24 protein-coding genes are annotated in these 25008 nt (G+C 73.1%); 9 read left to right on the top strand and 15 right to left on the bottom strand.

What is annotated here, in order from left to right; genetic code table 11:
* Positions 1–23: 23 nt before the first annotated feature.
* The 6 genes from ACSP97_RS20090 to ACSP97_RS20065 all read right to left on the bottom strand — a co-directional run bounded on the left by ACSP97_RS20090 (position 24) and on the right by ACSP97_RS20065 (position 6317).
* Positions 24–635 (bottom strand): hypothetical protein, encoded by a 612-nt coding sequence (locus ACSP97_RS20090; RefSeq protein WP_355149823.1) that lies wholly within the window; start codon positions 633–635, stop codon positions 24–26.
* A 197-nt stretch (positions 636–832) separates the two neighbouring features.
* Entirely contained in the window at positions 833–1630 is a 798-nt protein-coding gene (locus tag ACSP97_RS20085) for a type III pantothenate kinase (RefSeq protein WP_070022481.1), read from the bottom strand.
* A gap of 5 nt (positions 1631–1635) precedes the next feature.
* Positions 1636–2613, bottom strand: coding sequence for a carboxylating nicotinate-nucleotide diphosphorylase (gene nadC, locus ACSP97_RS20080; RefSeq protein WP_355149752.1), 978 nt, complete (start codon positions 2611–2613; stop codon positions 1636–1638).
* Between the two features lie 28 nt (positions 2614–2641).
* Positions 2642–4339, bottom strand: a complete 1698-nt coding sequence (locus tag ACSP97_RS20075) for an L-aspartate oxidase (RefSeq protein ID WP_364731015.1) — start codon at positions 4337–4339, stop codon at positions 2642–2644.
* On the bottom strand, positions 4336–5337 hold the full coding sequence (gene panC / locus ACSP97_RS20070; RefSeq protein ID WP_355149748.1) for a pantoate--beta-alanine ligase: 1002 nt from the start codon (positions 5335–5337) through the stop codon (positions 4336–4338). Before panC ends, ACSP97_RS20075 begins: the two co-directional genes overlap by 4 nt.
* Positions 5334–6317, bottom strand: coding sequence for a Rossmann-like and DUF2520 domain-containing protein (locus ACSP97_RS20065; protein WP_440553650.1), 984 nt, complete (start codon positions 6315–6317; stop codon positions 5334–5336). The genes panC and ACSP97_RS20065 overlap by 4 nt, the downstream gene beginning before the upstream one ends.
* 197 nt (positions 6318–6514) lie before the next feature.
* Here ACSP97_RS20065 and ACSP97_RS20060 point away from each other — a divergent pair, with 197 nt between their 5' ends.
* Positions 6515–7738: a threonine aldolase family protein gene (locus tag ACSP97_RS20060; RefSeq protein ID WP_355149744.1), complete on the top strand. Its 1224-nt coding sequence runs from the start codon at positions 6515–6517 to the stop codon at positions 7736–7738.
* A gap of 29 nt (positions 7739–7767) precedes the next feature.
* Here the strand turns inward: ACSP97_RS20060 and ACSP97_RS20055 are convergent, their stop codons facing one another.
* Positions 7768–7905, bottom strand: coding sequence for a hypothetical protein (locus ACSP97_RS20055; RefSeq protein WP_355149827.1), 138 nt, complete (start codon positions 7903–7905; stop codon positions 7768–7770).
* A 123-nt stretch (positions 7906–8028) separates the two neighbouring features.
* Between ACSP97_RS20055 and ACSP97_RS20050 the strand changes: the two genes are divergently transcribed.
* Positions 8029–9162: a DUF5937 family protein gene (locus ACSP97_RS20050; protein ID WP_355149742.1), complete on the top strand. Its 1134-nt coding sequence runs from the start codon at positions 8029–8031 to the stop codon at positions 9160–9162.
* 52 nt (positions 9163–9214) lie between these two features.
* Here ACSP97_RS20050 and ACSP97_RS20045 read toward each other — a convergent pair whose 3' ends face one another.
* Positions 9215–9886: a response regulator gene (locus ACSP97_RS20045; protein WP_180330009.1), complete on the bottom strand. Its 672-nt coding sequence runs from the start codon at positions 9884–9886 to the stop codon at positions 9215–9217.
* Positions 9887–9914: 28 nt separating this feature from the next.
* Positions 9915–11120: a sensor histidine kinase gene (locus ACSP97_RS20040; RefSeq protein ID WP_355149740.1), complete on the bottom strand. Its 1206-nt coding sequence runs from the start codon at positions 11118–11120 to the stop codon at positions 9915–9917.
* A 118-nt stretch (positions 11121–11238) separates the two neighbouring features.
* On the opposite strand from ACSP97_RS20040, the gene ACSP97_RS20035 reads away from it, so the two are divergent.
* Positions 11239–12261: an SAM-dependent methyltransferase gene (locus ACSP97_RS20035; protein ID WP_440553647.1), complete on the top strand. Its 1023-nt coding sequence runs from the start codon at positions 11239–11241 to the stop codon at positions 12259–12261.
* A gap of 19 nt (positions 12262–12280) precedes the next feature.
* Here ACSP97_RS20035 and ACSP97_RS20030 read toward each other — a convergent pair whose 3' ends face one another.
* From ACSP97_RS20030 to ACSP97_RS20020, 3 genes are all read right to left on the bottom strand, one after another.
* A complete protein-coding gene (locus ACSP97_RS20030; protein ID WP_355149736.1) occupies positions 12281–13432 on the bottom strand; it encodes an NADH-quinone oxidoreductase subunit D in 1152 nt (383 codons plus the stop codon).
* Between the two features lie 83 nt (positions 13433–13515).
* Positions 13516–14745, bottom strand: a complete 1230-nt coding sequence (locus tag ACSP97_RS20025; protein WP_440553644.1) for a hypothetical protein — start codon at positions 14743–14745, stop codon at positions 13516–13518.
* A gap of 96 nt (positions 14746–14841) precedes the next feature.
* Positions 14842–15966 carry an alpha/beta hydrolase gene (locus tag ACSP97_RS20020; RefSeq protein WP_355149732.1) on the bottom strand — a complete coding sequence of 375 codons (1125 nt, stop codon included), beginning with the start codon at positions 15964–15966 and terminating at the stop codon, positions 14842–14844.
* Positions 15967–16193: 227 nt separating this feature from the next.
* Between ACSP97_RS20020 and ACSP97_RS20015 the strand changes: the two genes are divergently transcribed.
* The 6 genes from ACSP97_RS20015 (at position 16194) to ACSP97_RS19990 (ending at position 21350) form a co-directional block, all read left to right on the top strand.
* Entirely contained in the window at positions 16194–18008 is a 1815-nt protein-coding gene (locus ACSP97_RS20015) for a phosphatidylglycerol lysyltransferase domain-containing protein (protein WP_355529693.1), read from the top strand.
* A 68-nt stretch (positions 18009–18076) separates the two neighbouring features.
* Positions 18077–19045, top strand: coding sequence for a dihydropteroate synthase (gene folP, locus ACSP97_RS20010; protein WP_355149728.1), 969 nt, complete (start codon positions 18077–18079; stop codon positions 19043–19045).
* Complete coding sequence (locus ACSP97_RS20005) at positions 19042–19578, top strand: nuclear transport factor 2 family protein (RefSeq protein WP_355149726.1); 537 nt, start codon at positions 19042–19044, stop codon at positions 19576–19578. The genes folP and ACSP97_RS20005 overlap by 4 nt, the downstream gene beginning before the upstream one ends.
* 258 nt (positions 19579–19836) lie before the next feature.
* Entirely contained in the window at positions 19837–20196 is a 360-nt protein-coding gene (gene folB, locus ACSP97_RS20000) for a dihydroneopterin aldolase (protein ID WP_355149724.1), read from the top strand.
* Positions 20193–20804, top strand: coding sequence for a 2-amino-4-hydroxy-6-hydroxymethyldihydropteridine diphosphokinase (folK, locus tag ACSP97_RS19995; RefSeq protein WP_355149722.1), 612 nt, complete (start codon positions 20193–20195; stop codon positions 20802–20804). Before folB ends, folK begins: the two co-directional genes overlap by 4 nt.
* Before the next feature lie 57 nt (positions 20805–20861).
* A complete protein-coding gene (locus tag ACSP97_RS19990) occupies positions 20862–21350 on the top strand; it encodes a DUF3180 domain-containing protein (RefSeq protein WP_355149720.1) in 489 nt (162 codons plus the stop codon).
* Between the two features lie 24 nt (positions 21351–21374).
* On the opposite strand, the gene folE is transcribed toward ACSP97_RS19990, so the two are convergent.
* The 3 genes from folE to hpt form a co-directional block, all read right to left on the bottom strand.
* Positions 21375–21980 carry a GTP cyclohydrolase I FolE gene (gene folE, locus ACSP97_RS19985; protein ID WP_355149821.1) on the bottom strand — a complete coding sequence of 202 codons (606 nt, stop codon included), beginning with the start codon at positions 21978–21980 and terminating at the stop codon, positions 21375–21377.
* A gap of 121 nt (positions 21981–22101) precedes the next feature.
* Entirely contained in the window at positions 22102–24141 is a 2040-nt protein-coding gene (ftsH, locus tag ACSP97_RS19980) for an ATP-dependent zinc metalloprotease FtsH (protein WP_355149718.1), read from the bottom strand.
* Between the two features lie 217 nt (positions 24142–24358).
* A complete protein-coding gene (hpt, locus tag ACSP97_RS19975) occupies positions 24359–24919 on the bottom strand; it encodes a hypoxanthine phosphoribosyltransferase (protein ID WP_070022462.1) in 561 nt (186 codons plus the stop codon).
* Positions 24920–25008 lie beyond the last annotated feature (89 nt).

Below are 25008 nucleotides of genomic sequence, written 5' to 3'. Positions count from 1 at the left end.
GCGGGCGGCTCGGCGCGGGCCGGTCAGCCGACCAGTTGGCGGGGCGGTGCGGCGGGCTTGCGCGGGGGGAAGACCTCGCCGGGGGTGGGGATGGGGCGCTTGGGGGCCGCCGGGTCGGGGGCCGGGCGCTCGGCCGGCGCCGGCTTGGGAGCGGGCTCGGACGGCCGCTTGCCGTCGTCCTGGGCCTGCCGCGCCGCGCCCCCGGAGAGGGCCAGCAGGCGCGCTCGCGCGGGCGGTGCGGCCGGGGCCGGGATCCTGACCGTGCCCTGGGCGAAGCGGGCCCGTACGTCCCGCTCGGCCAGCGGCCGGCAGCGCTCCAGCAGGTCGGCCGCCCTCGGATTGCCCCGCAGCGCCCGCAGCGCCGCGAGGTCGTCCGGCACCGGCAGGTACCCGATGCCCAGCGTCTCCTCCAGGAGGGCGAGATAGCCGGCCGCGGTGCCCGGGAGCGCGGCCCGGTAGCGGCCGAGGTCGGCCACCAGGAAGGCGCGCAGTCTGGCCCCCTCGCGGATCGCCTCGTCGAGCGACTCGGCGAGCCGGAGGCAGTCCTGGGCGTCCTGGGCGGACGCGTGGCCGGCGTGAAGGGCGAGGGCGAGGGCGCGGCGGAGCACACGCAGCTCCTCCGCGCCGAACGCCATGCCGCCGCGGGATCCGTATGGCGTGGGCATGCGGCGACGCTACCGCTAATCGGACAAAAGTGACACAACGGGATGATGTGTCGCCATGGGTTTCCCTCGACCGGGGCTGCTTTCCCACCCACTCGCCCCACAACCACCCGTGGGGGCGCCGCCGGCCGGCCGCGCTTCGGCGGCCCGGCCGGCGGGGGCGGCCTCCCTCAGAGGCGTGCCACGTTCCGCTCGTACACCAGGCGCAGGCCGATCAGGGTCAGCCACGGCTGGTGCTCGTCGATGACCGAGGACTCGCCGAGGACCATCGGCGCGAGGCCGCCCGTGGCGATCACCGTGACGTCGTCGGGGTCGTCGGCCAGTTCCCGGGCCATGCGGCCGACGACACCGTCGACCTGGCCGGCGAAGCCGTAGACGATGCCCGCCTGCATGGCCTCGACCGTGTTCTTGCCGATCACACTGCGCGGGCGGGCTACCTCGATCTTGCGGAGCTGGGCGCCCTTGACGCCCAGGGCCTCCACGGAGATCTCGATGCCGGGCGCGATCACCCCGCCGACGTACTCCCCGCGCGCGGAGACCGCGTCGAACGTGGTCGCCGTGCCGAAGTCGACGACGATCGCCGGGCCGCCGTACAGCTCGACCGCCGCGACCGAGTTGATGATGCGGTCGGCGCCGACCTCCTTGGGGTTGTCGGTGAGGATCGGCACGCCCGTCTTGACGCCCGGTTCGACCAGCACGGCCGGGACGTCGCCGTAGTAGCGCCGGGTGACCTCGCGCAGCTCGTGCAGGACCGACGGGACGGTGGCGCAGATCGCGATGCCGTCGATGCCGTCGCCCAGCTCCTCGCCGAGCAGCGGGTGCATGCCCATCAGGCCCTGGAGCAGCACCGCCAGCTCGTCGGCGGTGCGGCGCGCGTCGGTGGAGATGCGCCAGTGCTCCACGATGTCCTCGCCGTCGAACAGGCCGAGGACGGTGTGCGTGTTGCCGACGTCGATCGTGAGCAGCATGGCCGTTACTCCGCCTCGCGCAGGTCCAGGCCGATGTCCAGGATCGGCGAGGAGTGGGTGAGGGCGCCGACCGCCAGGAAGTCCACACCAGTCTCGGCGTACGACCGCGCGTTGGCGAGCGTCAGCCGGCCGGAGGCCTCCAGCTGGGCCCGGCCGGCGACGATGCCGACGGCCTCCGCGCACTCGCCGGGCGTGAAGTTGTCCAGCAGGATCAGGTCGGCGCCCGCGTCCACCACCTCGCGCAGCTGGTGCAGGGTGTCGACCTCGACCTCGATCGGCACGTCCGGGAACGACTCCCGGACCGCCTTGAAGGCCTGGGCGACGCCGCCGGCCGCGACCACGTGGTTGTCCTTCACCAGGGCCGCGTCCGACAGGGACATGCGGTGGTTGACGCCGCCGCCCGCGCGCACCGCGAACTTCTCCAGGGCGCGCAGCCCGGGGGTGGTCTTGCGGGTGTCGCGGACCTGGGCGCCGGTGCCCTCCAGGGCGTCCGCCCACGCGCGCGTCGCGGTCGCGATGCCGGACAGCCGGCACAGCAGGTTCAGCGCGCTGCGCTCGGCGGTCAGCAGGTCGCGGGTGCGGGTGGTGACCGACAGCAGCTTCTGCCCGGCCTCGACCCGGTCGCCGTCCTCGACGTGCCGCTCGACCTCGAACTCGTCCGTGCAGACCACGGAGAGCACGGCCTCGGCGACCCGCAGACCGGCCACGACGCCCGCCTCGCGCGCGGTGAAGTCGCCGGTGGCCACGGCCTCCTCGGGGATGGTGGCGACCGTGGTCACGTCCACGCCGCCGGCCAGGTCCTCCTGGATGGCCACGTTGGCGACGTCCTCGACCTCGATCGGGTCGAGCCCGGCGGCCGCCAGCAGTTCGGCGAGCGCGGGATCGAGCCCGCACTCCAGGTACTCCTCGTGGTCCTCCGCACCGCAGGCACAGCCGTCGCCGCAGCCGCCGGTCGTCACGAGGGGAAGGTCGTCGGTGCTCACGTCTGTCACTGCTCCTGAGGCGCTGGTGTTACCGGGTAGGGGGGAAGTCTGCGGTGTCGGTGGGGCGCACCGCCAGCGAACGGTCCGGATCGAGCCGTACGACGATGTGGCGCCGCCAGTTCGCGTCGTCGCGCTCGGCGTGGTCCTCGCGCCAGTGGCAGCCGCGGGTCTCCTCGCGCAGCCGGGCGGCGGCGACCAGCGCACGGGCCACGCACAGCAGGTTGGTGGCCTCCCACGTGTCCACGCCCGGCTCGGCGGTCTTGCCCTGCTCGGTGAGCGCCTCGCGGGCCTCGGTGTGCAGCCGCTGGAGCTGGTCCGCGGCCCGGGCCAGGGACCCGGCCGAGCGCAGCACGCCCGCGCCCTCGGTCATGATCCGCTGGATGGCGAACCGGGTCTCGGGGGCGAGCAGCGGGTGCGCCGGCTGCTCGGGGTGCGCGACGGGCGCGGGCACGCGGGCGCGCAGGCCGTGCGCGGCGCGCTCGGCGGCGATGTCCGCGGCGATCCGCTCGGCGTAGACCAGGCCCTCCAGGAGGGAGTTGGAGGCGAGCCGGTTGGCGCCGTGCACGCCGGTGCAGGCGCACTCGCCGCACGCGTACAGGCCGGGCACGGTGGTGCGGCCGTGGACGTCGGTGCGCACGCCGCCGGAGGCGTAGTGGGCGGCCGGGGCGATCGGGATGGGCTCGGTGACCGGGTCGATGCCGTTGGCGCGGCAGGCGGCCAGGATGGTCGGGAAGCGGTGCGCCCACATCTCGGCGCCGAAGTGCCGGGCGTCCAGGAACATGTGCTGAGCGTCCTGCTCCTGCATCCGCCGCGTGATGGCCTTGGCGACGATGTCCCGCGGCGCCAGTTCGGCCAGTTCGTGCCGGCCCAGCATGAAGCGGACGCCGTCGCCGTCGACCAGGTGGGCGCCCTCGCCGCGCACCGCCTCGGAGACCAGCGGCTGCTGGCCCTCCGCGTCCGGGCCGAGGAAGAGCACGGTCGGGTGGAACTGGACGAACTCCAGGTCGCTGACCTCGGCGCCCGCGCGCAGCGCCAGAGCCACGCCGTCGCCGGTGGACACGGACGGGTTGGTGGTCGCGGAGAACACCTGGCCCATGCCGCCGGTGGCGAGCACCACCGCGGGGGCGTGCACCGCGCCCACGCCGTCGTGCTGGCCCTCGCCCATCACATGCAGGGTGACCCCGGCGGTGCGGCCCTCGGCGTCCGTGAGCAGGTCCAGGACCAGGGCGTTCTCGATGGTGCGCAGACCGCGCGCGCGGACCGCCTCGACCAGGGCGCGGGAGACCTCCGCGCCGGTCGCGTCGCCGCCCGCGTGCACGATCCGGCGGCGGTGGTGGCCGCCCTCCCGGGTGAGTTCGAGGGCGCCCTCGGCGGACTCGTCGAAGTGCGCGCCGGTGGCGATGAGCCGCCGTACCGCATCCGGGCCCTCGGTGACCAGGAGCCGTACCGCCTCCTCGTCGCACAGGCCCGCGCCCGCCACCAGGGTGTCGTCCAGGTGCTGCTCGGGGGTGTCGCCCTCGCCGAGGGCGGCCGCGATGCCGCCCTGCGCCCAGCGGGTGGAGCCGTCGTCCAGCCGGGCCTTGGTGACGACCACCGTGGTGAGCCCGGCGGCCTCGCAGCGCAGGGCCGCGGTCAGGCCGGCCACGCCGGAGCCGACGACGACCACGTCCGCCTCGATGGCCCAGCCGGGGGCGGGCGCGTGCAGTCGTATGCCTGTGCTGGTCACGAGGCGGCTCCGAGGGGTCCGAAGGTGAGCGGAATGTTGTCGATCAGCCGGGTGGCGCCGACCCGGGCCGCCACCGCGAGCACCGCCTCGCCGGTGTGGTCGTCGCCGATCTCCGTGAAGTCGGACGGGTCGACCAGGGCGAGGTAGTCCAGTTCCAGCGGCGGGTCGTAGTGGGCGGCGTCGTCCAGCACCTGGCGGGCGGCGGCGCGGACGGCCGCCGGGCCGCCGGGGGAGGCCGTGGCCACCGCGTGCGCGTCGGCCGCCGCCCGGGACTCCCCTATCGCGCTCAGCGCCTCGGCCCGCGCCTGGGTGGCGGGCACCTCGCGGGCGCGGGCGCGCAGCGCCTCCTGCGCGGCGTGCCGGTCGCGGCCCGCGAACAGGGCGCGGGACAGCGCGAGCGCGGTGCGCCGCTCGTCGGGCGACAGGAAGCGGTTGCGGCTGGACAGGGCGAGCCCGTCCGCCTCGCGCGCGGTCGGCACGGCGACGATCTCGATGCCGAAGTTCAGGTCCCGCACCATGCGCCGGATCAGGGCCAGCTGCTGGGCGTCCTTCTGGCCGTACAGGGCGACGTCGGGGCGGGTGAGGTGGAGCAGTTTGGCGACGACGGTGAGCATGCCGTCGAAGTGGCCGGGGCGGGAGGCGCCCTCCAGGCGTTCGCCCATGGGGCCCGCGGTGATGCGGACCTGGGGGTCGCCGCCGGGGTAGACCTCGTCCACGGAGGGGGCGAACACGGCGTCGGCACCGGCCTGTTCGGCGACCTTCAGGTCGGCTTCCAGGGTGCGCGGATAGCGGTCCAGGTCCTCGCCCGCGCCGAACTGGAGCGGGTTGACGAAGACGGTGACGACGACCTCGCCGTCCGGGCCCGCGATCCGGCGCGCGGCACGGATGAGACTGGCGTGGCCCTCGTGCAGGGCGCCCATGGTCATCACGACGGCGCGGCGGCCCTCGCGGGGGCGGGCGTGCAGCTCCTGGGCGGTGCGGAGCAGGACGGTGGTCATCGGTCGTTCCCCTCGGTGCCGTTCGTGCCGTCGGTGCCGTCGCCGTCCGCGCGGCCGCTGCCGGTGCCGTGGGTGCCGTCGCCGTCGGCCAGTACGCCGAGCAGGTCCTCGGCGAGTTCCGGCTTGAGCAGCCCGGACGCGAGGGCGCGGTCGGCGGTGGCGCGGGCCATCGCCAGGTAGCCGGCGACGGTGCCCGGGGCGTGCCTGCTCAGCTCGGTGATGTGCGCCGCGACGGTGCCCGCGTCACCGCGCGCGACCGGTCCGGTCAGGGCCGCGTCCCCGGAGCGCAGGGCGTTGTCCAGGGCGGCGCCGAGCAGCGGGCCGAGCATCCGGTCGGGGGCCTCGACACCGGCCGTGCGCAGCAGCTCCATGGACTGGGCGACCAGGGTCACCAGGTGGTTGGCGCCGAGCGCGAGGGCCGCGTGGTAGAGCGGGCGGTTCTCCTCGCTGATCCACTCCGGTTCGCCGCCCATCTCGATGACCAGGGCCTGGGCGGCCAGCCGCAGCTCCTCGGGCGCGGTGACGCCGAAGGAGCAGCCCGCGAGGCGCTGGACGTCCACCGGGGTGCCGGTGAAGGTCATCGCCGGGTGCAGGGCGAGCGGGAGCGCGCCGGCGCGCAGCGCGGGGTCGAGGACCTTGGTGCCGTACCGGCCGGAGGTGTGCACCAGCAGCTGGCCGGGGCGCACCGCGCCGGTCTCCGCGAGGCCGGCGATCAGTGCGGGCAGCACGTCGTCGGGGACGGTGAGCAGCACCAGGTCGGCGCGCTCCAGGACCTCGGCGGGCGGCACCAGGGGCACGCCCGGGAGCAGGGTCTCGGCACGCCTGCGGGAGGCGTCGGAGACGCCGGAGACGGCGACCGGGCGGTGCCCGGCGAGCTGGAGGGACGCGGCCAGCGCGGGGCCCACGCGGCCGGCGCCCACGACGCCGACGGTGAGCCGCGCGGGGCGGTCCTTGAGGTCTTGCTGGTGGACTGTACTCACGCGACGGCGGCCTTCCCGTTCCAGTCCGCTTCGGGTACCGGACGATGTACCGGACGATTTCTCGTCATGTTAACGCTATCTCGGTCCGCCGCCGACCGGTTGTCCACAGGCTGTGGGTTTCACCACGCGGTCCCGCCCGCGCCCGGGGCCCGGATATTCGGCTGCCCCGCGGGCACCCCGCGCGGCATGATCCCCGCATGACTGACACTGACGCGGCCGGCACGCACCCGGCAGACGAGCCGACGGGACCCTCGGGGACTCCGGAGCATTCGGACGAAGACCTCAGGCGGGAGCGGTGGGCGGCCGTACGGCGGCGGGACGCGCGCAGGCTGGGCGGCGCCCGCTGGGGCGGCACGATCCGCGAGCGCCTGGCGGACCTGACCGGGGCGGGCGCCGAGGTGTACGACCTGGACGAACCGGCCGACGTGTACGGCAACCGGATCGTGGCCGCCCTGGAGGAGCGGACCGCCGCCCTGCTCGGCATGGAGGCCGCCGTCTTCTTCCCCACCGGCACCATGGCCCAGCAGGTGGCGGTGCGCTGCTGGGCGGGCCGCACCGGCGACACCGCCGTGGCCCTGCACCCGCTGGCCCATCCCGAGCTGCACGAACGGCAGGCGTTCAGCCAGGTCAGCGGGTTGCGTCCGGTCCGGGTCGGCGGCGGGCGGCGGCAGCCGACGGCGGCGGAGATACGCGACGTCGCGGAGCCGTTCGGCGCGCTGATGCTCGAACTGCCGCTCAGGGACGCCGGTTTCGTGCTGCCCACCTGGGAGGAGCTGACCGAGGCGGTGGCGGTGGCCCGGGAGCGCGAGGCGGTGGTGCACTTCGACGGCGCGCGCCTGTGGGAGTGCACCGAGCACTTCGGGCGCCCCCTTGCGGAGATCGCGGGTCTGGCCGACAGCGTCTACGTGTCGTTCTACAAGTCCCTCGACGGCCTGGGCGGCGCCGCGCTCGCCGGGCCGGCCACGCTGGTCGAGGAGGCGCGGGCCTGGCGGCACCGGTACGGCGGCATGATCTTCCAGCAGTTCCCGACCGCGCTGTCCGCGCTCATCGGCCTGGAACGGGAGCTGCCGAGGCTGCCCGCGTACGTGCGCCAGGCGCGCGTGGTCGCCGCCGCGCTGCGCGAGGGTTTCGCCGAGGCCGGCCTGCCGTGGGCGCGGGTGCACCCCGAGGTGCCGCACACCCACGAGTTCCAGGTGTGGCTGCCGTACGAGCCCGAGGTGGTCGCCGAGGCCGCGCTGCGCCAGGCGGAGGAGACCTCGGTGGCGCTCTTCGAGGCCGGCTGGTCCGGCGCCGCCGCTCCCGGGCTGGCCTGCACGGAGGTCAGCGTCCGGGCCGCGGGCCTGGAGTGGACGGCCGACGAAGTACGGGCGGCCGTACGGGACTTCGTGCTACGGCTGCCGTCGTCCGGAGGTGCCTGCTAGGGCCTCTCGTTTGGATCGTGCCGGGCGCGCTACGACGCCCGGCGGCGCAGCAGGCGCACGACGGCGCGCAGCACCGCGAGGTCGTGCCGGCCGGGCGCGGGCGGGTGGGGCGTGCCGTGGGCGCGGGCGCGGTGCAGGTCGAGGAGGTACTGCTGGGTGATGCTCATGGCGGTCGCCTTCCGGGAACGTGGATGCCCCCAGGCTGCGCGGGCCCCGCGCCGATGTCCCGTGGATTGACCGCTGCCGTCAATCCACGAGGCGTTGTCGGTGGTCCGGTGCACGATGGGGGCATGAGCGTGACCATCGACATCACCGGCCTGGCCGCCGACGGGAGTGCCCCCGAGGCCGACAGGTGGGCGAGGATCTCCGTCGTGCCCTCGCCGCTGGCCGAGCTGGGGATGGCGCTGCACGTGCTCAGCGAACCGGGCCACCACCCGGAGCTGGGGGGCTGGACCGCCGCCGTCTCCTCCCGGCTGAGCCCCCACCTCGCCGACCGGCTGTGCGAGGCGGACTTCCTGTGGCGTACGACGTTCTCGGACGTCTTCTGGGCCTTCGCCGGCGTCCCCGGCGACCGAGTGCTCCCCGGGGCCACGCTGGCCGAGGACCTGGAGCTGCTCGACAAACTGACGGACGACCAGTTCGTGCAGGCCGCCCTGGAGTTCACCTGCGGCGTGCGCGGCGACACCCCCCGGCCCGGCACGCTGGACGACCCGGTGCTGCGCAGGCGCGCCCTGGACATGGCCGCCGCGCGCGGCCCGATGCAGGAGCGGTTCACCCGCCGGCTGCTGGAGGACCCGCCGGCCATCCGGGCCTGGCTGCGACAGCTGCTGCTCGACTGCGAGGAGGCCTTCTTCGCGGACACCTGGGCCCGGGTGCAGCCCCAGCTCGCCGCCGAGGCCCGGCACCGCACCGAACTACTGCGCCGCAGGGGCCTGACCGAGGCCCTGTGCTCGCTGTCCGGGGCGTTCTCGGTGGACGAGGAGGCCGCGCTGATCACCGTCGACAAGCTGCCGGTGGTGCGCACCGCCACCGGGGACGGCGGCCTGGTGCTGGTGCCGACCAGCCTCGGCCGCCCCCACGTCCTGGTCCTGCACCGGTACGGCTGGCAGCCCGTGATCAGCTACCCGCTCAGCGGCCCGCGCCCGCAGGCCCCGTCCGTCGCCGAACTCACCCGGCGTCTGGAGGCGCTGGCCCACCCGGTGCGGATGCGGCTGTGCCGCTATCTGGCGCGCGCCCCGCACACCACGGGCGAACTGGCCGACGCGTACGGCATGTCGGCGCCCGAGATATCCCGGCACCTGGCGGTGCTGAAGAAGGCGGGCCTGATCACCCAGTGCCGCCGCGGCCGGTACGTCCAGCACCAGCTGGACCTCTCGGCGGTGGCCAGGCTGGGCAGCGACTTCATCGAGGGGCTGCTGCGCTGAACCGCCCGGCCGGGGCACGGCTCGGCCGAGGCCCCGGGACGCGGTGCGGGGATCAGCCGAGGCCGCCCGCGCGCACCAGGCCGGTCTCGTACGCCAGCACCACCACCTGCACCCGGTCGCGCAGCCCCAGCTTGGTCAGGATGCGTCCGACATGGGTCTTCACGGTCGCCTCGGACAGCACCAGGCGCGCCGCGATCTCCCCGTTGGACAGGCCCTGCGCGACCAGCACCATCACCTCGCGCTCCCGCTCGGTGAGCCGCTCCAGCTCCTTCTGCCGGGGGTCACCGCCGCCGGAGGGCAGCATCGGCGCGAAGCGGTCCAGCAGCCGCCGGGTGGTGGAGGGCGCGACCACGGCGTCACCGCTGTGCACGGACCGGATGGCGGCCAGCAGCTCGCCGGGCGGCACGTCCTTGAGCATGAAGCCGGAGGCGCCCGCCTTCAGCCCGGAGAAGGCGTACTCGTCCAGGTCGAACGTGGTCAGGATCAGCACCTTGGGCGGGTCCGGCTGCGCGCAGATCCGCCGGGTGGTCTCCACCCCGTCGAGCTTCGGCATGCGGACGTCCATCAGCACCACGTCCACCGCGGTGGCGCGCAGCTTCTCCAGGGCCTCGACACCGTCGCCCGCCTCGGCGACGACCTCCATGTCCGGCTGGGCGGCGAGCACCATCCCGAACCCGGTGCGCAGCAGCACCTGGTCGTCGACGAGCATCACGCGGATCGTCATCCGTGTCCTTCTTCCCTGTCCTCGTTCGTCAGTGCGCCGGCTTGAGCGGCAGCAGGGCGCTGATCCGGAATCCTCCGCCCGGCCGCGGCCCGGCGTCCAGGGTGCCGCCGACCATGCCGACGCGCTCGCGCATGCCGATCAGGCCGTGCCCGCGGCCGTCGGCGCCGCCCTCCTCGTACAGTTCCTGGGGGGCGCCCTTGCCGTCGTCCTCCACGAGCAGGCCGAGGCCGTCGTCGAAGTAGACCAGCCGGACGCTGGCGCCCGCGTTGGGCCCGCCGTGCTTGCGGGTGTTGGTGAGCGCCTCCTGCACGATCCGGTACGCGGTCAGCTCCACCCCGCTGGGCAGCGGGCGCGGGGTGCCCTCCACCTTGAAGTCGACGGGCAGCCCGGAGCCGCGGCACTGCTCGATCAGCTCGTCGATCTGCTCGACGTCGGGCTGCGGGACGTACTCGCCGCCCTCCTGGTGCTCCCCGGTGCGCAGCACGCCCAGCAGGCGGCGCATCTCGGCGAGGGCCTGCCGGCCGGTCGAGGAGATCGTCTCCAGGGCCGTCCTGGCCTGGTCGGGGGCGGTGTCCATGACGTAGGCGGCGCCGTCGGCCTGCACCACCATCACGGACACGTTGTGCGCGACCACGTCGTGCAGCTCGCGGGCGATCCGGGCGCGTTCGGCGGCGACGGCGACCTTGGACTGCGCCTCGCGCTCCTGCTCCAGCCGGGCCGCGCGCTCCTCCAGCTGCTCGAAGTAGGCGCGCCGGGTGCGCATGGAGTCGCCGAGCACCCAGGCGAGCGCGAAGGGCACGGTCTGGAAGACCACGATGGCGAGGCGGCCGAGCAAGCTCGAATGCTCCGCCGGCCAGCGCAGCTGCGCCATGGGCGCGGCGCAGAAGCTGGCGACGAGGGCGAGCCGGGACGCCCAGCGCGCCCCCATGGTGGCGACCGTGTAGGCGATCACCAGCATGGCGAAGTCGGCGACGGACGTCTCCACGTCCAGCACCAGCTGGGCGAGGCCGGTGGCGAGCGCGACCAGCAGCATCGGTTCCGGGAACCTGCGGCGCAGCGCGACGACGAGGCACAGGACGGCGGAGACGGCGACCGCCGCGGCCAGCGGTGCCCGGTGCGCCGGCGACCCCTGGAGATTGGCCTCGCTCAGCACCGACAGCCCGAACAGGACGACGGCCCAGAAGGAGTCGACCCCGGTCGGGTGACGGCGGAGGAAGTCGTAGAGGCGCTGCACGTAACCCAGAGTAGGGAAACGGAATGCCCGACCGGGTCAACCGGAGGACCGATCCGGGCCCCGCGCACGTACTCCCCAAGGTGGAGGAGATGATCAACTGTGTGCCTACCCTGGTCCGGTGACGGACGGTGGGACGGGTGAGCGGCGGCGCGCACCGGGCGCGGGCCCGCACGGCTGGCGGGCCGCGACCGAGGCCGCCCTGTACGGCCCGGACGGCTTCTACCGGCGGCCGGAGGGGCCCGCCGGGCACTTCCGCACGTCGGTGCACGCGTCGGCGCTGTTCGCGGCGGCCGTGGCGGAGCTGCTGTGCCGGGTCGACGCGGCGCTGGGGCGGCCCGCGGCGCTGGACTTCGTGGACATGGGGGCCGGGCGCGGCGAACTGGTCACCGGGGTGCTCCGCGCGCTGCCGGACGAGGTGGCCGGCCGGGTGCGGCCGTACGCCGTCGAGATCGCCGGCCGCCCCGCCGGCCTGGACGCGCGCGTCGCCTGGCGCGACGCGCCGCCCGCGTCGGTCACCGGGCTGCTGTTCGCCAACGAGTGGCTGGACAACGTGCCCGTGGACGTGGTCGAGACGGACGCCGCGGGCGTGCCCCGGTACGTGCTCGTCGGCGACGACGGCGCCGAGCGGCCGGGCGGGCCGGTGACCGGCGCGGACGCGGACTGGCTGGCGCGCTGGTGGCCGCTGCCGGCCGAGGCGGGGCTGCGCGCGGAGCTGGGCCGGCCCCGCGACGAGGCGTGGGCGGCGGCCGCCAAACGCGTGGTGCGGGGGCTCGCGGTGGCCGTCGACTACGCGCACACCGCCGGCGCACGCCCCCCGTTCGGCACCCTCACCGGCTTCCGTGAGGGCCGCGAGACGAGGCCGGTGCCGGACGGCAGCTGTGACATCACCGCCCATGTCGCCCTGGACGCCTGCGCGGCGGCGCTTCCGGCCCCCGCACGGCTGCTCACCCAGCGCGACGCCCTGCACGCCCTCGGTATCACCGGCGCACGCCCTCCGCTCACGCTGGCCGCCACGGACCCCGCCGCCTATGTGCGGGCCCTCGCGGGCGCCGGCGAGGCCGCGGAGCTGACCGCGCGCGGCGGCCTCGGCGACTTCGGCTGGCTGCTCCGGCCGGCCGGCATCCCGGACCCGCTCGGCTGACCCGCGGCGGCCGCGCGGCCTACTTGTCGATGTCGCCGACCACGAAGAACATCGAGCCGAGGATCGCCACCATGTCCGCCACCAGCGTCCCGGGCAGCAGCTCGGTCAGCGCCTGGATGTTGTTGTACGACGCCGAGCGCAGCTTGAGCCGGTACGGCGTCTTCTCGCCCTTGCTGACCAGGTAGTACCCGTTGATCCCGAGCGGGTTCTCGGTCCAGGCGTACGTGTGTCCCTCGGGCGCCTTCAGCACCTTCGGCAGGCGCTGGTTGATCGGTCCGGGCGGCAGCTCGGCGAGCCGGTCCAGGCAGGCGTCCGCGAGGTCCAGCGCGTTGTGCGTCTGTTCCAGCAGCACCTCGAAGCGGGCCAGGCAGTCGCCCTCGCTCCGGGTGACGACCTTCAGCGTGTCCCGCAGCTCGCCGTACGCCAGGTACGGCTCGTCGCGGCGCAGGTCGAAGTCGACGCCCGAGCCGCGTGCGATGGGCCCGCTCACGCCGTAGGCGTGCACCGCCTCGGGGGCGAGCGCCCCCACCCCGCGCGTGCGCCCCCGGAAGATCTCGTTGCCGAGCACCAGGTCGTCGAAGACGTCCATGCGCGAGCGCACGGCGGCGACGGCGGCCCGCGCGCGGCCCGCCCAGCCGGCCGGCAGGTCCTCCTTGAGGCCGCCGACGCGGTTGAACATGTAGTGCATGCGCCCGCCGGAGACCTCCTCCATGACGTTCTGGAGCACCTCGCGCTCGCGGAACGCGTAGAACACGGGGGTGATCCCGCCGAGTTCCAGCGGGTAGGAGCCGAGGAACATCAGGTGGTTGAGCACCCGGTTCAGCTCGGCGAGCAGCGTGCGCGTCCACACCGCGCGCTCGGGCACCTCCATGCCGAGCATCCGCTCCACGGCGAGGACCACGCCCAGCTCGTTGGAGAACGCCGACAGCCAGTCGTGGCGGTTGGCGAGCATGATGATCTGCCGGTAGTCGCGGGCCTCGAAGAGCTTCTCCGCGCCTCGGTGCATATAGCCGATCACCGGCTCGGCACGCACGATGCGCTCGCCGTCCAGCACCAGCCTGAGCCGCAGCACGCCGTGCGTGGACGGGTGCTGGGGCCCGATGTTGAGCACCATGTCGGTGCTTTCCGCGGCACCGCCGATCCCGACCGTGGTCTCCGTCGTAGGAGTCATGGCTCCAGTTTCCCCCATGCCGGCACGCGCGAAGGCCCGGCTTCCCCGCGGGGAGGCCGGGCCCGGTGTGCGGCGTGCCGTCCTCAGGAGGCGGCGCTGCGCAGCCCCTGGACGTCGATCTGCTCGGTCTCGTCGTGCGCGGTCAGGTCGATGACCTGTCCCACGCCCCGCGCCTTGTCCCCGGCGGGCTTGAACTCCGCCTCGGCCTCGGCCTTGTGCACGTCCAGCGCCTCCTGGCCGACGACATCGGCCAGGTCCTCGTTCTGCACGGAGTCCAGCGCGGGCTTCGGCGTGCCCTTGTGCGGGCCCGCGCCCTTCTGCGTGCCGAAGAAGTCGAAACCGCCCGAGGTCGTCGGGCGCCGCGCGGGCGGTGCCGCCGGTACGACGGCCACGGCGGTCGGCACCGTGAAGTGCCCGGCGGCGGGCGCCCCGGCGGGCGTCTCGGCGGCCCCGGCTGCCCGGGCAGCCTCGGAGGTTCCGCCAGACTCGGGGGTCTCCGCCGACTCGGAGGTCTCAGCGGCCTCGGGGGCCTGCGGGGCGGTGGCCGCGGGCCGTCCCTCGGCGGGTCCGGCGTCCTCGGACGGCGCGTGCGCACCGTCCGGCGCGGCTATGTCCCCGGCGGCGTCGTCCCCTTTGGCGGCGGCCTGGTCCTCGCCCTCCGGCCCGGGCCCGGTGCCGCGCTCCCGGTCGAACGCGGCCAGCGCCCGCAGCGCCTGCCCGTACAGCTTCGCGCCCGCGGCCGAGAACACGTCGTACGTCTTCTCCGGCTCCCCGGCGACGGCGGCGGACGGCTCCGCGCTCCGGGCCGGCGGCAGGGCCGGCGAGGCCGAGCGCGCGGCAGGCGGCAGCGCGGGCGTCCCGGACTCGATCTCCAGCAGGCGGCGGCCCTCCAGGGCGCTCGCGCGCTCGGTCTCCGCGGTGGCGTAGCGGCGCAGCAGGGCCGCGTGCTCGTTGCGCAGCCCGGCCAGCTCGGCGCGCTTGGCGCGCAGCCGCTGCTCCAGCTTGGCGCGCAGTTCGCGGGATTCCTCCAGGTCGGCCTCCAGCTCGGCGACCCGTTCCTCGAACCGCCACTCGTCGCTGGCCCGGGCGCGGGCGAGGTCGGCGACCTGCTTGCCCGCGTGGATGTCCCAGCGGCGCATCACGAACGCGCCGGCGAGCGCGGTCGCCGCGGCGGCTCCGGCCAGCACGCGCAGCACCGCGGCCTCGGAGAACACCCAGGGACCCAGCGCACAGGCGACGGAGACGCCGGCGATGGCGGAGGGGGGCAACAGCCGGTGCAGAGGCGGGGAATGGCGGTGGCGTCCACGTGGCATGGCCAGAAACTTACCGCGCGTAGGCGATTCATGGGCCCCCGCCCCGCAAAAACACGGCCACACGGCGTGCCTCACGGGGCGTCAGGATCCGGTCGTTCAGTGCGAGACCAGCCGGGTGCCGAGCCACTGCAACGCCTCGGGGATCTCCCGCCGCCAGGTGTTGAAGTTGTGCCCGCCGCTCGGAAGGATGATCGAGGAAATCCTGGTCACGTTCGTGTTCTGCACGCTCTTGATGAATTTGAGCGTGTCCTTGTAGTTGTGCTCACCGATTTTGCTGCTGGTGACGAGCAGTGACGTCTCGGGGGCCGCCTGGTGCCTGAGCACCCAGAAGAGGTTGGCACGATTACGCAGGTTCGCGTCACCGTGGAAGAGGTCGCCGGTGGTGGGATCGATCGGCGCGTTGTAGTACGGCGACAGGCCGACGGCGGCGGCGTACGACTTCGGGTGGTGCATGGCGATCTTCAGCGCGCAGTAACCGCCGGTCGAGTCGCCGATGATGCCCCAGCTCGCGGGCGTCTTGTCCACCCGGTAACGCGCCATCACCGAGTCACGCAGGTCCTTGGCGAAGAACGTCTCCGTCTTCGGGCCCCCGGGGACGTCCACGCACTCGGTGTCCCGCGGCGGGGCCACCGCCGGGCGCATCATCACCAGGATCATCGGCTGCATCCGGCCGCTCTTGGCGAGCTGTTGCGCCGTGCTCGGGTAGCGCAGCTTGTCCACCAGCGCCTGCGCGGTGCCCGGGTAGCCCGTCAGGACGACGGAGACCGGGAACTTGCGGTCGCGGTTGCGCGCCTGGAAGTACTCCGGCGGCAGATAGACGAACGCCGGCGCCCCGATGCGGGTCGTACGGCCGAGGATGTCCACCTTCTGGATCTGCCCGGCCACCTGCGGCGCCCCGCTGCTCACCCCGGTCACCCGGGAGGTGGAGACCACCTGGATCGGGCTGCGGGCACCGTCCGCTATGTGGTCGACGACCACGCCCTGGCCGTTCTCCTGGCCGAACAGGTCCGCCCAGCTGGCGTAGAAGCCGAACGCCTGGTTGGCGGCGAGCCCCACCGAGGCGAACAGCGCGAGCTGGGTGACCAGCAGCATCCCGATCCGTCCGCCGACGGCCCGCCAGCTGTGCCGGGCGAGCCGCGGCCACAGCCACACCGTGCCCGCGAACAGCGCCACGGCGAACACCATCGCCAGCACCAGCACCTTGTTGCTCGTCAGACCCATGGCTGTTTCCCTGCCTGCGCTCTCGGCCCGGGCCGCGCCCACGCGCCGTCGCGTGGGTTTGCCCGGGGCTTTCCTTGGCCTTTGACCCGACTTTCCGGAGGGGAGTGAACCTCTCTCCCCGAGACACCGTCCTAGAGGGCGCAATGTCACCGGATGCCCGATCGGGCCCGGGTCCAAGGTCTCTCGCAGAACTACGGGATGCGATGTCTGTCAGGATAGATGGGGAAATGTCGGGCGGGGTTCCGGGCCGATCGAACCGGGCGCTGCGCATACCGCGCGGCCCGCGCCCCGAGGCCGTCCCCGGCCTGGTCGGCAGAGCGGTCGCGCTCGTCGGCCTCCTGGACATCGCCGCAGGAGTCTTCCCGCGCTTCCGTCACAGCCGTATGCACGCCCTGGCCGAGGTGCTCCCCGGTTCCTTCGGACCGTTCGCCGCGGCCCTCTCGCTCAGCGTCGGCGTGCTGTTGCTGCTGCTCGCGCATGGACTCAGGCGGCGCAAGCGCCGTGCGTGGCGCGCCGCGGTCGCGCTGCTGCCGGCCGGCGCGGTGAGCCAGTTCGCCTACCGCCACTCGCTGGCCGGCGTGCTGTTCGCGGCCGTCCTGCTGGTGCCGCTGATCTGGCACCGCCGGGAGTTCGCGGCCCTGCCGGACCCGCGCAGCCGCTGGCGCGCACTCGCCAACTTCGTGCTGATGAGCGCCGGTTCGCTCGTGCTCGGGCTGGTCATCGTCAGCGTCCACCCGCACCGCACGATCGGCGACCCGAGCCTGGCCGACCGGCTCACCCATGTCGTCTACGGCCTGTTCGGCTTCGAGGGCCCGGTCGACTACCAGGGCAACACCTCCTGGACCGTCGCCTTCTCCCTCGGCGCGCTCGGCTGGCTCACCGCCGTCACCACGATCTACCTGGCCTTCCGCCCCGAGCACCCGGCCGCCCGCCTCACCGAGGACGACGAGGCGAAACTGCGGGCGCTGCTGGCCAAGCACGGCGGCCGCGACTCCCTCGGCCACTTCGCGCTGCGCCGCGACAAGGCGGTCGTCTTCTCACCCAGCGGCAAGGCCGCCGTCACCTACCGCGTCATCTCCGGCGTGATGCTCGCCAGCGGCGACCCCATCGGGGACGTCGAGGCCTGGCCGGGCGCCATCGAACGCTTCATGGACGAGGCCAGGGCGCACTCCTGGACGCCCGCGGTCGTGGGCTGCTCGGAGACCGGCGGCGAGGTGTGGACCCGCGAAACCGGGCTGGACGCCCTGGAACTGGGCGACGAGGCGGTGGTGGACGTCGCGGATTTCTCGCTCGCCGGGCGCGCCATGCGCAACGTCCGGCAGATGGTCAAGCGCATCGAACGGGCCGGTTACGAAACCCGGGTACGGCGCATCCATGACCTCGGCGAGGCCGAGCTGGACCGCATCCGGCGGGCCGCGGAGGACTGGCGCGGCACCGACACCGAGCGCGGCTTCTCCATGGCCCTCGGCCGGATCGGCGACCCGGCCGACGGCGACTGCCTCATAGCCACCGCCCACAAGGCCGACGACGAACCGGGCGAGTACGGCGACCTGAAGGCGATCCTGCACTTCGTGCCCTGGGGTGAGGACGGTGCCTCGCTCGACCTGATGCGACGCGACCGCAGCGCCGACCCGGGCATGAACGAGCTGCTGATCGTCGCCGCCCTCCAGGCCGCGCCCAGGTTCGGCATCACCCGCGTCTCGCTGAACTTCGCCATGTTCCGCTCCGCCCTCGCCCGCGGCGAGAAGATCGGCGCCGGACCGGTGCTGCGCGCCTGGCGCGGACTGCTGGTGTTCCTCTCGCGCTGGTTCCAGATCGAGTCGCTGTACAAGTTCAACGCCAAGTTCCAGCCGCGCTGGGAGCCGCGCTTCATCGTCTACCGCGCCACCACCGACCTGCCCCGCATCGGCTTCGCCACCATGCAGGCCGAGGGCTTCGTCAACCTGGCCCTGCCCCTGCCCCGCTTCCTGCGGCGGCGCCGTCCGTCGGCGGAACGCGCGTGCGCGCACACCGTGACCGAACGCGACGCCCGCGCGGCATGATCCGTCCGCCCGGCGCCGCCCCGGCCCTACCGGCCGTCGCGGCGCCGCCCGGGGCCTACGCTGAACGTATGAACAAGCTCAGCGGGCGCGGCCGAGTGGCGGGCCTTCCGGCATGGGACCGGTGCGCGGTCATGGGGGTCGTGAACGTCACCCCCGATTCCTTCTCCGACGGCGGCCGCTGGTTCGACACGACGGCCGCCGTCAAGCACGGCCTCGACCTCGTCGCGGCGGGCGCCGACCTGATCGACGTCGGCGGCGAGTCCACCCGCCCGGGCGCCACCCGGGTGGACGAGGACGAGGAACTGCGGCGGGTCATCCCGGTCGTGCGGGGCCTCGCCGCCGAGGGCGTCGTCGTCTCCGTCGACACCATGCGCGCCTCGGTCGCGGCCCGGTCCCTGAAGGCCGGCGCCGCCCTCGTCAACGACGTCAGCGGCGGCCTCGCCGACCCCGAGATGATCCCGGTCGTCGCCGCCGCCGGCGCCCCCTTCGTCGTCATGCACTGGCGCGGCTTCCTTGAGGGCGGCGGCATCCACGGCGTGTACGAGGACGTCGTCGGCGAGGTCGTGGACGAACTGCGCGCCCGCGTCGACGCCGTCCTGGCCGGCGGCATCGCCCCCGACCGGATCGTCGTCGACCCCGGTCTCGGCTTCTCCAAGGAGGCCGAGCACGACCTCGCCCTCCTGGCCCACCTCGACCGGCTGCGCGCCCTCGGCCACCCGCTGCTGGTGGCCGCCTCCCGCAAGCGGTTCCTCGGCCGGGTGCTCGCCGGACCCGAGGGCGCTCCCCCGCCCGCCCGGGAACGCGACGCCGCCACCGCCGCCGTCTCGGCACTCGCGGCGCACGGCGGCGCCTGGGCCGTGCGCGTCCACGAGGTGCGCGCCACGGCGGACGCCGTACGGGTCGCGCGCGCGGTCGAAGGGGCACGCGCCACGGCGGGTACGACGCCCGTTCCGGCGGCCGAGGCGACCGACGCGGCGCACGGAACCGGCCACACTCACGGCGCCGCCGGCGCACACATCGCGGACGGAGACCGGTGAGCGCCCCCCACACCGACGTAGAACAGGTCGAGGCCGCCAACACCGCCTTCTACGAGGCCCTCGAACGCGGCGACTTCGAGGAGGTCTCCGACCTCTGGCTCACCCCCTCCGACCTGGGCGTGGACGAGGAGTACCACGATCCGGCCGACAGCGGCGTGATCTCCTGCGTGCACCCCGGCTGGCCGGTGCTCACCGGCCGCGGCGAGGTCCTCAGGTCGTACGCCCTGATCATGGCCAACACCGACTACATCCAGTTCTTCCTGACCGATGTGCACGTCTCCGTCACCGGCGACACCGCGCTCGTGACCTGCACCGAGAACATCCTCAGCGGCGGCCCCGCCCCCGCGGAGGGCGACGAACTCGGGCCCCTGGTCGGCCAGCTCGTCGTCGCCACCAATGTGTTCCGGCGCACACCGCTCGGCTGGAAGCTCTGGTCCCACCACGCCTCCCCCGTCCTCGCCGACGGCGACGACACCGAGGACGGCGAGGGCGGCGTGAATGGCGTGAATCCGGACGACGACCCCCTCGCCTGAGCGGGTAGGGGACCGACGACGGCGCACCGGGACCGAGAAGTGGTTGGAATCACCTACCCCGGGGTATCACCGGCTACCAGCCCATGACGCGGCGGGGTTCCCCGGGGGAACGAGCGGTGCGTCCCGCCCGGTCCCGGCCGGGGCCGGGCCCCTGGGACCCGGGCCTGTCGGCGCCCGCAGGTAGATTCGTCCGTGACCGGTGTGTCGCCCGCACGCGGTACGGGCCGGTCGTTCCCGACGATTGCAGGAGTGATTCGCGTGGATCGTGTCGCGCTGCGCGGCCTGAAGGCCCGCGGGCACCACGGTGTGTTCCCCAAGGAGCGCGAGGAGGGCCAGACCTTCCTCGTGGACATCGTCCTGGGCCTGGACATCCGGCCGGCCGCGGCCGACGACGACCTGACGAAGACCGTGCACTACGGCATCGTGGCCGAGGAGGTCGTGGCCGTGGTCGAGGGCGAGCCGGTGAACCTCATCGAGACACTGGCCGAGCGGATCGCCCAGACCTGCCTGAAACACGAAGGGGTCCAGGAGGTCGAGGTGTGCGTGCACAAGCCCGACGCCCCGATCACCGTCCCCTTCGACGACGTGACCGTCACCATCACCCGGAGCCGAGCATGACCCGACCTTTCGTCCAGGGTCACAGTGACCCGACCGTCCAGCCGGTGCCCGCCTCGGTCGTCGAGAAGGTGGACGCGGCCGACACCACCCTGCAGAACCCCAAGTGGGCCGTGATCTCCATCGGATCCAACCTCGGCAACCGCCTGGAGACCCTCCAGGGTGCCGTGGACGCGCTGGAGGACACCCCCGGTGTCCGCGTCAAGGCCGTCTCGCCCGTCTACGAGACCGAGCCCTGGGGCGTCGAACCCGGCAGCCAGCCGTCGTACTTCAACGCGGTCGTGGCCCTGAAGACCACCCTGCCGCCCTCCTCCCTGCTGGAGCGCGCGCACGCCGTCGAGGAGGCCTTCCACCGCGTCCGCGACGAGCGCTGGGGCCCGCGCACCCTGGACGTGGACATCGTCGCCTACGCCGACGTCACCTCCGACGACCCGCAGCTGACCCTGCCCCACCCGCGCGCCCACGAGCGCGCGTTCGTCCTCGCGCCCTGGCACGACGTGGACCCGGCGGCCCAGCTGCCCGGCCGCGGCGCGGTGGCCGAACTGCTCGCGGCCGTCACCCGGGAGGGCGTCGCACCACGCACGGACCTGGAACTCCGACTGCCCGAGTAGTCGTTAAGGTCAAGACGACCACCACCGGGACCGGTCCGGGGGAACTGAAGGGACACCGTGAGAGAGCTGCGTATCAGGGTGCTGATCGGCGTGTTCGTCGTGGCGGGCATCCTGTCCTGGGCGGGCGCCCGCCTCTGGAACTCGATCGGGACCCTGCCCGGCGTCCCCCTGGCCGCCCCCATCGTCCTCGCCCTGATCGCCGTGGTCCTGCTGTCCACGGCGCTCTCGATCCGCTCCCGCCTCAAGGCCCAGCGCGAGCGCCGCCCCGGCGCGAAGGGCGTCGACCCGCTGATGGCCGCCCGCGCGGTCGTCTTCGGCCAGGCCAGCGCCCTGGTCGCCGCCCTCGTCGCCGGCATGTACGGCGGCACGGGCGTCTTCCTGCTGGAGCTCCTGGACCTCCCCACCCGCCGCGACCAGGCCTTCTACGCGGGCTTCTCGGTCCTCGCGGGCCTCGCGGTGATAGCGGCCGCCCTCTTCCTCGAACGCGTCTGCAAGCTCCCCGAGGACGACGACCAGGACCACCCGGGCGCGGAACCGGCGGCGTGAGCGCCGGCTCCCCCGGGCTCCGGCTCAGCGCGCCATGATCAGGCTCATGGCCTCGTTGCGGGTCGCCGCGTCGCGCAGCTGACCGCGCACCGCCGACGTTATGGTCTTGGCGCCCGGCTTGCGGATGCCGCGCATCGACATGCACATGTGCTCGCACTCGACGACCACGATGACGCCCCGCGGCTCCAGGATCTCCATCAGGGAGTCCGCGATCTGCGTGGTGAGTCGTTCCTGCACCTGCGGCCTGCGGGCGTAGACGTCCACCAGACGCGCCAGCTTCGACAGACCGGTGATCTTCCCGGAGACCGACGGGATGTAGCCCACGTGCGCCACGCCACGGAACGGCACCAGGTGGTGCTCACAGGTCGAGTACACCTCGATGTCCTTCACCAGGACCATCTCGTCGTGCCCCAGGTCGAACGTGGTGGTGAGCACGTCCTCGGGCTGCTGCCACAGCCCGGCGAAGATCTCCCTGTAGGCCCGCGCCACCCGAGCCGGCGTCTCGCGCAGCCCCTCGCGGTCGGGGTCCTCGCCGACCGCGATCAACAGCTCCCGTACGGCATTCTCGGCGCGCTTCTCGTCGAACTCGCCGACGGGGCGCTCGCTGTCCAGCGTCACCGGGTCGGTCATCTGGTGCCTCGTTCCTGTCGTCACACGTGCGTGCATACGAAAAATGCCGCGCCCCCCAGGCTAGAACCTGGGGGGTGCGGCGTTCATTCCGGGCCGCCTCGGCCGGAAAGCGGCCGGTGGGTCAGCTTTCCGGACGGTCCTCCGGGGCCTGGTCCGTCACCGGGGCGGACTCGCCCGCGGTGGACTTGGCCGTGCTGATCGCGGCCGTCGAACCGTTCGCACCGTTGGTCAGCGCCAGCTCCTTCGGGGAGAGCACCGGCGGGCGGGTGGACGGGGTGCGGCGCGAGGAACCGGTCCAGGCGGGCCGCGGCGGGCGCTTGACGATCGGGGCGAAGATCTCGGCGATCTCCTCCTTGCCCAGCGTCTCCTTCTCCAGCAGCTGGAGAACGAGGTTGTCGAGCACGTCGCGGTTCTCGACCAGGATCTCCCAGGCCTCGTTGTGCGCGGTCTCGATGAGCTTCTTGACCTCTTCGTCCACCAGCGCGGCGACCTCTTCCGAGTAGTCGCGCTGGTGCGCCATCTCACGGCCGAGGAAGGGCTCGCTGTTGTCGCCGCCGAACTTGATGGCGCCGAGCCGCTCGGTCATGCCGTACTGGGTGACCATCGCGCGGGCCAGGTTGGTGGCCTTCTCGATGTCGTTGGCGGCACCGGTGGTCGGGTCGTGGAAGACCAGTTCCTCGGCCGCCCGGCCGCCCAGCATGTAGGCGAGCTGGTCGAGCATCTCGTTGCGCGTGGTCGAGTACTTGTCCTCGTCGGGCAGGACCATCGTGTAACCGAGGGCACGGCCGCGGGACAGGATCGTGATCTTGTGGACCGGGTCGGAGTTCGGCGAGGCCGCCGCGACCAGGGCGTGACCGCCCTCGTGGTACGCGGTGATCTTCTTCTCCTTGTCCGACATGATCCGGGTCCGCTTCTGCGGGCCCGCGACCACACGGTCGATCGCCTCGTCCAGCGCCTTGTTGTCGATCAGCTTCTGGTCGCTGCGCGCGGTGAGCAGCGCGGCCTCGTTGAGCACGTTGGCCAGGTCGGCGCCGGTCATGCCGGGGGTACGGCGGGCGACGGCGGCCAGGTCGACGTCGGGCGCGACCGGCTTGCCCTTCTGGTGGACCTTGAGGATCTCCAGACGGCCCTGGAGGTCCGGCGGGTCGACCGCGATCTGGCGGTCGAAGCGGCCGGGCCGCAGCAGCGCCGGGTCGAGGATGTCGGGCCGGTTGGTGGCGGCGATCAGGATGACGCCGCCCTTGACGTCGAAGCCGTCCATCTCGACCAGCAGCTGGTTGAGGGTCTGCTCGCGCTCGTCGTGCCCACCGCCGAGGCCGGCGCCGCGGTGGCGGCCGACCGCGTCGATCTCGTCCACGAAGACGATCGCCGGGGCGTTCGCCTTGGCCTGCTCGAACAGGTCGCGGACGCGGGAGGCGCCGACACCGACGAACATCTCCACGAAGTCGGAACCGGAGATCGAGTAGAAGGGGACGCCGGCCTCGCCCGCGACGGCACGCGCCAGCAGGGTCTTGCCGGTACCCGGGCGGCCGTAGAGCAGCACACCCTTGGGGATCTTGGCGCCGACGGCCTGGAACTTGGCCGGCTCCTGGAGGAACTCCTTGATCTCGTGGAGTTCCTCGACGGCCTCGTCACAGCCGGCGACGTCCGAGAACGTCGTCTTCGGGGTGTCCTTGGTGATCAGCTTGGCCTTGGACTTCCCGAAGTTCATCACCCGGGAGCCGCCGCCCTGCATCTGGTTCATCAGGAACAGGAAGACGACGACGATGAGAACGAAGGGCAGCAGGGAGAGCAGGACGCCGACGAACGGGTTCTGCTTGGACGGCGAGACCGTGTAGCCGTCCGGGATCTGCTTGTTCTGGTACTTGGTCTGCAGCGTGCCGGCGATGGTCACACCCTGGTCGCCGATGTAGCTCGCCTGGATCTTGGAGCTGCCGGAGACCTTCTGGCCGTCCTTGAGGGTGACCTTGATGGTCTGCTCGTCGCCCGTGGTCAGTTTGGCCGACTGGACCCTGTTGTCATTGATCGCCGCGACGACCTGGCCGGTGTCCACCGTCTTGTAGCCGCCGGACGAGCCGACGACCTGCATCAACACGACCACGGCAAGGACGGCCAGCACGATCCACATGACCGGCCCACGGAAGTATCGCTTCACGTCCATCCATACGGAGCGGTGCCGCCCCGTCCCTCCTGCCATAGTGAGTTTGATAAGACAGTTCTTCTGACGGTACCCCAGCAATGGTGCCCGAAGCCGCGCGGAGCCGTTTCGACGGCTGGGAAACCCGTCTCTGCAAGCTTCAACGGCACGGGACCCGCCGGGGTTCCCGATCATCTCGCCGGGCTTGGTCCGACTGGCTCAGCCCGGACCCGGTTCCGGTTCAGCCGCCGTAGACGTGCGGCGCGAGCGTACCGACGAACGGGAGGTTGCGGTACTTCTCGGCGTAGTCGAGGCCGTAGCCGACGACGAACTCGTTCGGAATGTCGAAGCCGACCCACTCCACGTCGATGGCGACCTTGGCGGCGTCCGGCTTGCGCAGCAGCGTGCACACCTTGAGGGAGGCCGGCTCGCGCGAGCCGAGGTTGTTGATCAGCCAGGACAGGGTCAGGCCGGAGTCGATGATGTCCTCGACGATCAGGACGTCGCGGCCCTTGATGTCGGTGTCGAGGTCCTTGAGGATGCGCACGACACCGGAGGACTGGGTGCCCGCGCCGTAGGAGGACACGGCCATCCAGTCCATGGTGACCGGGGTGGACAGCGCCCGGGCGAGGTCGGCCATGACCATCACCGCGCCCTTGAGGACGCCGACGATCAGCAGGTCCTTGCCCTCGTACTCCGCGTCGATCTTCGCGGCCAGTTCGGCCAGCTTGGCGTCGATCTCTTCCTTGGTGATGAGCACCTTCTCGAGGTCGGCACCCATGTCTTTCGCGTCCACCCGCATCACTTTCGGTCGTCCCGCACTTACGGCCGTGAAAACGGCCTCCGGCCGGCCCGGTCGGCCGCCGGAGGGTCGCTCCGGGCCGTCGGGAC

This window comes from Streptomyces sp. SCPE 10 (assembly GCF_051980735.1).
In the GTDB taxonomy this organism is placed as follows: Bacteria; Actinomycetota; Actinomycetes; order Streptomycetales; family Streptomycetaceae; genus Streptomyces; species Streptomyces misionensis.
The sequence above is the reverse complement of the archived record's forward strand: the minus strand, read 5'-3'. Positions and strand labels throughout refer to the sequence as shown.

Coding starts and splice junctions, on each gene's coding strand:
- ftsH (WP_355149718.1), bottom strand. CDS start 24,141: ATGGACGTGAAGCGATACTTCCGTGGGCCGGTCATGTGGATCGTGCTG.
- ACSP97_RS20045 (WP_180330009.1), bottom strand. CDS start 9,886: ATGACGATCCGCGTGATGCTCGTCGACGACCAGGTGCTGCTGCGCACC.
- ACSP97_RS20025 (WP_440553644.1), bottom strand. CDS start 14,745: ATGCCACGTGGACGCCACCGCCATTCCCCGCCTCTGCACCGGCTGTTG.
- folK (WP_355149722.1), top strand. CDS start 20,193: ATGACCCGACCTTTCGTCCAGGGTCACAGTGACCCGACCGTCCAGCCG.
- ACSP97_RS20060 (WP_355149744.1), top strand. CDS start 6,515: ATGACTGACACTGACGCGGCCGGCACGCACCCGGCAGACGAGCCGACG.
- hpt (WP_070022462.1), bottom strand. CDS start 24,919: ATGCGGGTGGACGCGAAAGACATGGGTGCCGACCTCGAGAAGGTGCTC.
- ACSP97_RS20085 (WP_070022481.1), bottom strand. CDS start 1,630: ATGCTGCTCACGATCGACGTCGGCAACACGCACACCGTCCTCGGCCTG.
- ACSP97_RS20030 (WP_355149736.1), bottom strand. CDS start 13,432: ATGACTCCTACGACGGAGACCACGGTCGGGATCGGCGGTGCCGCGGAA.
- folP (WP_355149728.1), top strand. CDS start 18,077: ATGAACAAGCTCAGCGGGCGCGGCCGAGTGGCGGGCCTTCCGGCATGG.
- ACSP97_RS20090 (WP_355149823.1), bottom strand. CDS start 635: ATGGCGTTCGGCGCGGAGGAGCTGCGTGTGCTCCGCCGCGCCCTCGCC.
- ACSP97_RS20015 (WP_355529693.1), top strand. CDS start 16,194: ATGTCGGGCGGGGTTCCGGGCCGATCGAACCGGGCGCTGCGCATACCG.
- folE (WP_355149821.1), bottom strand. CDS start 21,980: ATGACCGACCCGGTGACGCTGGACAGCGAGCGCCCCGTCGGCGAGTTC.
- ACSP97_RS20055 (WP_355149827.1), bottom strand. CDS start 7,905: ATGAGCATCACCCAGCAGTACCTCCTCGACCTGCACCGCGCCCGCGCC.
- ACSP97_RS20020 (WP_355149732.1), bottom strand. CDS start 15,966: ATGGGTCTGACGAGCAACAAGGTGCTGGTGCTGGCGATGGTGTTCGCC.
- panC (WP_355149748.1), bottom strand. CDS start 5,337: ATGACCACCGTCCTGCTCCGCACCGCCCAGGAGCTGCACGCCCGCCCC.
- ACSP97_RS20050 (WP_355149742.1), top strand. CDS start 8,029: ATGAGCGTGACCATCGACATCACCGGCCTGGCCGCCGACGGGAGTGCC.